Raw genomic sequence first — 6,462 nt, 5'->3', positions numbered from 1 at the left:
CGGACCCGGACCGCCCCGCCCGCCGTGAGGGCGCTGCCCCCGGAGCCTCACGGTACTTCTATGCTGGTGCAGGAATGAGCGGGAGACCAGGGGGCGGCCGCCGTCGCGGCGGAGACGGGAATCGCGGGCAGAAGGCCGCTCTCCCCGAGGACATGGCCCGGCCGGCGGTCCCCGGCCGCCCGGAGAGCCTCCGGCCTCTCCGGGCCCTCCGGCGGGGCGGGCCCGTCGGCGCCTGTACGTCGGCCGCGGAACACGTCCGTATCGTCGTGGGCACAGTCCACCGAATCGAGGAGTCCTTCTTGCCAGCCCCTCAGCAGGGTCAGGTCAGACATACCCGATCCACTGCCCGCCCGGGGGGTGGTGAGCGGTGACCGCCTGGCTCGGCCTGCTCGCCGTCCTCGTGCTCACCCTCGGCACCGGGTACTTCGTCGCCCAGGAATTCGCCTACGTCGCCGCCGACCGGCTCGCGCTTGAACGGGAGGCCGCCGCCGGCGACAGACGCGCCGCACGCGCGGTGAAGGTGCTGGGCCGACTGTCGTTCATGCTCTCCGGAGCCCAACTGGGCATCACCGTCACCGGCCTGGTGGTCGGCTTCCTCGCGGAACCGGCACTCGCCGAGCTGCTGCGCCCGGTCCTGACAGGAGTCGGGGTGCCGGAGGCCGCCGTGGGCGGCGTGGCGCTGACGGTCGCGTTCGTCCTGGCCACCGCACTGCAGATGGTCATCGGCGAACTCGCGCCCAAGAACCTGGCCCTGGCCGTCCCGGACCGGCTGGCCAAGTCCCTGGCCTCCTCCACACTGGCCTATCTGAAGGTGACCGGACCGCTGATCCACGTCTTCGACAGCACCGCGAACAAGCTGCTGCGCCGGGCCGGAATCGAGCCGGTGGAGGAACTCCACCACGGCGCGACCCTGGAGGAGGTCGGACACCTCATCGAGGCCGCGCACGAGGAGGGCCACCTCCCGCGGCACACGGCCGACCTCATCGACCACGCCCTGGAGTTCGGCGACCGCAACACCGGCACGGTCATGGTGCCCCGGGTGGAGACCACCTTCGTCGCGGCGACCGCCCCGGCGACCGAGGTCGTCGAGCTGATCGCGGCACACGGCCACTCCACCTACCCCGTGCTCGGCGACCGCCCCGACGATGTCGTGGGTGTCGTCGGAGTGCGCGAACTCATGCGGCTCGGCACGGCCTCCATCGCGACGGCGACCGCCGGGGAGCTGGCCCGTCCCGCCCTGCTGCTGCCCGAGACCCAGCCACTGCCGGACGCGGTCGACCGGATGCGCGAGCGGGACGAGGAGTTCGCCGTCGTCCTGGACGAGCACGGCGGCCTCGCCGGGATCATCACCTTCGAGGACATCGCCGAGGAACTGGTCGGCGAGATCGCCGACGAGACCGACCGCCCGGTCGAGACGGCGGTGCCCGACGGCGACGGCTGGCGCGTCGACGCCGGCCGCCGGCCGGACGAGGTCGCCGAGGCCACCGGCGTCCACCTGCCCGAGGCCGAGGACTACGAGACGGTCGCAGGCCTGGTCATCGACCACCTCGGCCGCTTCCCCACCGTCGGCGACCGCATCACCGTCTCCCTGCCCGCGCAGGAGGGGCACGCGGCCATCGAGGTGCTCTCCCTGGACCGGCACGTGCCCAAGCGCGTACGGCTGACCCGCACCACCGCCGAGACCGGCCGCACCGACGGCACCGACCGTGAGGGGAACGCATGAGCCCGTGGACCGCCGCGCTGGTCACCGTCCTGCTGCTCGCGGCCAGCGGATTCTTCGTCGCCGCCGAGTTCGCCCTGGTCGCGGCCAAGCGCCATCGCATGGAACGCCACGCGGAGCGGGGCCGCAGAGGATCGAAGTCGGCCCTCGCCGGAATGCGGGAGCTGTCCCTGATGCTCGCCGGCGCCCAACTGGGCATCACCGTGGCCACCCTCGGCCTGGGCAGCATCTCCAAACCGGCCGTCTCCCACCAGGTCGAGCCCCTGCTGGAGGCCGCCGGCCTGCCCGGTGAGCTGTCCTACGCCATCGCCTTCCTCTTCGCCATGGCGGTCGTCGTCTTCCTCCACATGGTCGTCGGTGAGATGGCCCCCAAGTCGTGGGCGATCGCGCATCCGGAGCAGTCCGCGATGCTGCTCGCCCCGGCGTTCCGCGGCATCACCCTGCTCGTGAGGCCGCTGCTGTGGGTCCTCAACAAGATCAGCAACGGGCTGGTCAGGCTGTTCCGGGTCACCCCGCGCGAGGAGCTGACCTCGGTCCACAACCGCGAGCAGCTCACCCACCTCATCGCCGAGTCCCAGCGCCTGGGCCTGATCACCAAGAGCGAATCCGGCTTGTTGACCCGCTCGCTCACCGCACCGCAGGAGCCGGTCGGCGCACTCATGATCCCTGCCGGCCGCGTCATCTCCGTCCCCGCCGACGCGGACGCGGACACCATCCTGGCCACCGCCTCCCGGCACGACCGCACCCGGCTGCTGGTGCTGGACGACACCCGGGTCGTCGGCTCGGTCCACGCCCGAGACGTGCTGGTGGCCCGCGCCCGCGGCCGCGCGGCCACCGCCCGCGCCCTGGCCCGCCCGGTTCCGGAACTGGAGCCGCACGACACCGTCGCGGACGGCATCGAACTGCTCCGGCAGCGCCGCGCGACCCTCGCCGTCCTCCGGGACGAGAGGGGAGACCTGTCCGGGATCGTGAGCCTGGACGACCTGATCGCCCGCCTGACCTACGCGGCGTGACCGGCCCGGCTGCCCCTCGGCTCCGGGCGACCGGTCACCGCCGGCCGGCCTGGGCCGGACCGCGGTGATGGCGTGGTGGTCCACGCCGGCCACCTCGACGGTCCGAGCCGGCGAGCTCGACGCGCTCCCCGGGCCGCCGCGGAACATGCCCCGGCTCCACGAGGACGAGCCCGGCGACGGTGGTGTACCGGCCGTCCGGCCGCCCGTCGATGCCGACGCCGACATCCGGCAGGCCGTGGACGGGGAAGGTGCCGGGCAGCAGCAGCGCCCCGTCGGGCTCGGTGCGCACCGTCGCCACGTCGCGGCCGGTCTCGTCGTGGATCTCCCCGGCGATCTCCTCCAGCAGATCCTCGATGGTCACGATCCCGTCCACCGCCCCGTGCTCGTCGACGACCAGGGCGAACTGTTCACGGGCGGCCATCAGGCGCCTCAGGGCCTCCGACAGCCTGAGGAACGCGGAGGCGCGCTCCGAAAACCCGTAGGGCCTCCCGGAAGCCGGCCGGTTCCTCGACGGTGAAGTCGGCGTCCAGGAAGGCGAGGTCCGGGAGCAGCCACTGCCAGGTGTCGAGCATCAGGACGGCTCTGGTTCGCCGGTCGCCCAGGGCGAGAAATTCGGCCTCGAGGTACCTGAACGCCTCGGCGACGGCGGGCAGGGGCGCGTCCACGGTGACGACGACACGCTCGCGGTGCCTGCCCAGCCCCTGACGCAGGTAGTCGAGCGCGGTGTCGGCGGGCAGGGGCCTCGGCGTGTAGGCGCCGGTGGACGTCCGGAGGCGGGTGATGCGGTCGACGCGGAAGACGCGCCAGTCGTCCCTGTGGGTGTCCCAGGCGAGGAGGTACCAGCGCAGGTTGTGGTGGACGTGGCGGTAGGGGTCGACGCGCCGGGACGTGGTCGAGCCGTCCCTGCCGACGTAGTCGAAGGTGATGACCAGGTGGTGCTGGATGGCGTCGGCCAGTGCGGCCAGGACGTCGGCGCTGATGCTCGGGGCGGGGGCGGCGTCCGTCTCCAGGCTCGTCCGGAGGTGGGCGGCGCGGTGGCGCAGCCGCTTGGGGAGGTACTGGTCGACCTTGCCGTAGGCCCGGGTGGCGGCCTCGTCCACGCTGCCTTCGGCGGCGCTGCCGGTGGAGGCGAGAGTGGCCAGCCCGAGGAGGGTCGCGATCGCCTCGTCGTCGTCGAGCGCCAGCGGAGGCATGGCGCTTCCCGCGGCGAGTCGGTAGTGGCCGCCGGGGCCGGGCCGGGTCCTGACGGGATAGCCGTAGCCGCGGAGGCGGTCGACGTCGCGTCGCAGCGTCCGGGGACTGACATCGAGCCGCGCCGCGAGTTCCTCGCCGCTGAACGCGCGCCCGGTCTGGAGCGTGGCCAGCAGGGCGAGGATGCGCTGGGTGACATCCGCCATGCCTCCATTCTGACTCCAGTCGCGGTCAGAACGCGACCACATCTGTTCGTAGCCTTGTCGCATGCTGGAGCGTACGATCCGTATCCGAAGTGCCCGGACCAACAACCTGAAGTGCCTGGACGTGGAGATCCCGCGCGGCCGACTGGTCGTGTTCGTCGGGGTGTCCGGATCGGGCAAGTCGTCCCTGGTGTTCGACACGATCGCGGCGGAGGCCGGGCATCAGCTCAACGAGACCTACCCACCGTTCGTCCGCAACCGTCTGCCGAAGTGGTCACGCCCCGAGACGGAGGGGATCGAAGGACTCTCGCCGGTCGTGGTGATCGACCAGCGCAGGATCGGCGGCAACGCCCGGTCCACGGTGGGGACGATCACCGACGTCTGGACCTACCTGCGGCTGCTGTTCTCCCGCGTCGGCTCGCCCCACGTGGGCGAGTCGAACCGGTTCTCCTTCAATGATCCCGCCGGCATGTGCCCGACCTGCTCCGGGATCGGCGAGGTCGTGGTGAGCGCCGTCGACCGGTTCCTGGACCTGGACAGGTCCCTGGCCCAGGGCGCGATCCTGCTGCCCGGGTTCGGTGACGGCGGCTACTGGTACTCCCAGTACGCCGATATCGGCAGCTTCAAGGCCGACACCCCGCTGCGGGAGTGGACGGAGGAGGAGCGCCAGGCACTGCTCCACGGAGGTGAGCACGCCGCACGCCTGGGCACCAGGCCCCCGAAGGACTACGAGGGCATCGTGGAGCGGTTCGAGCGCATCTACCTGCGCACGACCGACAACCTCTCCGACCGCAAGAGGGAGGTCATCGCCCGCTTCACCCGCTCCCAGGTCTGCCCCGAATGCCACGGGGACCGCCTTGAGGAGGCCGCCCGCACCGCCACCGTCGCGGGCCGCACCATCGGCGAGATGGCCCGCACGGAGATCACCGAACTCGTCGGTGTGCTGGAGGAGGTGACCGACCCCTCCGTCGCACCGGTCGTGGCAGCCCTCAGGGAGAGGCTGCGGGCCATGGTCACCATCGGGCTGGGGTACCTCCACCTCGGCCGTGCCACCACCAGCCTGTCCGGCGGGGAGTCGCAGCGGATCAAGACCGTCAAGCACCTCGGCAGCAGCCTGATCGAGATGCTCTACGTCTTCGACGAGCCCACCGTCGGGCTCCACCCGCACGACATCGCCTCCATGACCGCCCTGCTGCGGCAGCTGCGCGACAAGGGCAACACCGTCCTCGTCGTCGAGCACGACCCCGCCGTCATGGAGATCGCCGACCAGATCATCGAGATCGGGCCCGACGCGGGCGCCGGAGGAGGGGAACTGGTCTTCCAGGGAACCTTCGACGAACTCCGGAAGGCGCGGACGGCGACGGCCGTCGCCCTCGACAGGCGGGTGCCGGTCACCACCGGCCCGCGCGAGGCCACCGGCGCGATCACGGTGGCGAACGCCACCCGCAACAACCTCAAGGACGTGACCGTCGACGTCCCCACCGGGATCCTCACGGTCCTCACCGGGGTCGCGGGGTCCGGCAAGTCCAGTCTCGCGACGGAACTGGTCGCCCAGCACGACGCGGTCGTGATCGACCAGAAGCCGGTCAGCACCAACCGACGCTCCACCCCCGTCACCTACACCGGGATAGCCCCCGCCATCCGCAAGCTCTTCGCCAGGCACAGCGGCCTGCCCGCCGGCCGGTTCAGCGCCAACTCCGAGGGGGCCTGCCCGGACTGCAAGGGACTGGGCGTCATCCACACCGACCTGGCCTTCATGGACGGCCAGGAGACCGTGTGCGAGACCTGCCGGGGACGGCGGTTCGTCGGCGAGGTGCTCCGCCACCGCGTCAACGGACTGTCCATCGCGGACATCGACGACCTGACGATCACCGATGCCATCGGGCAGCTGCCGGACAAGCAGATCCGCGAGGCCCTGACGCACCTGGAGCGGGTCGGACTGGGCTATCTGCGCCTCGGCCAGCCCCTCACGACGCTGTCCGGCGGCGAGTGCCAGCGCGTCAAGATCGCCAAGGAACTGCGCGAGGCCAACGAACCGACCCTCTACGTCCTCGACGAGCCCACCACCGGTCTGCACCTGCGCGACATAACGGTCCTGCTGGACGTCCTCGACCAGCTCCTCGACCAGCGCCACACCGTCGTCGTGATCGAGCACAACCTCGATGTCATCCGGCGCGCGGACTGGCTCATCGACCTCGGTCCGGGCCCCGGCAGGCACGGGGGCCGGATCCTCTACCAGGGGCCGGTCGCCCGGATCGAGGGCACCGTCACCGCCGCCGCCCTGCGGGAGGAGTGAGCGCCCCGCGACCCCGGCGCCGGGCGGAACGGGAAGACC

5 protein-coding genes are annotated in these 6,462 nt (G+C 71.8%); 3 read left to right on the top strand and 2 right to left on the bottom strand.

The genetic code is table 11. The features are described from left to right. Positions 1-367: 367 nt before the first annotated feature. The gene (locus AC2CJA_RS22400; RefSeq protein ID WP_484604480.1) at positions 368-1,723 is read left to right on the top strand and encodes a hemolysin family protein; all 1,356 of its coding nucleotides are present in this window, start codon (positions 368-370) and stop codon (positions 1,721-1,723) included. Beyond that, positions 1,720-2,733 carry a hemolysin family protein gene (locus AC2CJA_RS22395; RefSeq protein WP_484604479.1) on the top strand — a complete coding sequence of 338 codons (1,014 nt, stop codon included), beginning with the start codon at positions 1,720-1,722 and terminating at the stop codon, positions 2,731-2,733. The genes AC2CJA_RS22400 and AC2CJA_RS22395 overlap by 4 nt, the downstream gene beginning before the upstream one ends. A 34-nt stretch (positions 2,734-2,767) precedes the next feature. Here the strand turns inward: AC2CJA_RS22395 and AC2CJA_RS22390 are convergent, their stop codons facing one another. Then, positions 2,768-3,154: a hypothetical protein gene (locus AC2CJA_RS22390; RefSeq protein WP_484604478.1), complete on the bottom strand. Its 387-nt coding sequence runs from the start codon at positions 3,152-3,154 to the stop codon at positions 2,768-2,770. Continuing rightward, entirely contained in the window at positions 3,141-4,130 is a 990-nt protein-coding gene (locus AC2CJA_RS22385; protein ID WP_484604477.1) for a helix-turn-helix transcriptional regulator, read from the bottom strand. The genes AC2CJA_RS22390 and AC2CJA_RS22385 overlap by 14 nt, the downstream gene beginning before the upstream one ends. Before the next feature lie 61 nt (positions 4,131-4,191). Between AC2CJA_RS22385 and AC2CJA_RS22380 the strand changes: the two genes are divergently transcribed. Next, a complete protein-coding gene (locus AC2CJA_RS22380) occupies positions 4,192-6,423 on the top strand; it encodes an ATP-binding cassette domain-containing protein (RefSeq protein ID WP_484604476.1) in 2,232 nt (743 codons plus the stop codon). Positions 6,424-6,462: the final 39 nt, after the last annotated feature.

The sequence above is a fragment of the Streptomyces sp. ATLC9 genome (assembly GCF_057196705.1).
Note: the sequence above shows the minus strand (reverse complement) of the source record. Positions and strands in the feature narration are given on the sequence as shown.